1 rRNA gene is annotated in these 301 nt (G+C 59.8%); it reads left to right on the plus strand.

What is annotated here, in order from left to right:
* Positions 1-301, plus strand: a 16S ribosomal RNA gene (locus ACTHSX_RS10575); the annotation flags it as partial.

Genomic DNA, 301 nt, shown 5'->3' on the forward strand with positions numbered 1-301 from the left:
CCTACGGGTGGCTGCAGTCGAGGATCTTCGGCAATGGGCGCAAGCCTGACCGAGCGACGCCGCGTGAGCGATGAAGGCCTTCGGGTCGTAAAGCTCTGTCGGGGGGAAGAAAGGGAAACTTGATCGACCCCCGGAGGAAGCACGGGCTAAGTTCGTGCCAGCAGCCGCGGTAAGACGAACCGTGCAAACGTTATTCGGAATCACTGGGCATAAAGGGCGCGTAGGCGGCTTGACAAGTCAGGGGTGAAATCCGGCAGCTTAACTGTCGCAGTGCCTTTGATACTGTCGAGCTCGAGGGAGG

The sequence above is a fragment of the Neisseria sp. P0014.S002 genome (genome assembly GCF_051958295.1).
GTDB lineage: Bacteria > Pseudomonadota > Gammaproteobacteria > Burkholderiales > Neisseriaceae > Neisseria > Neisseria flavescens_B.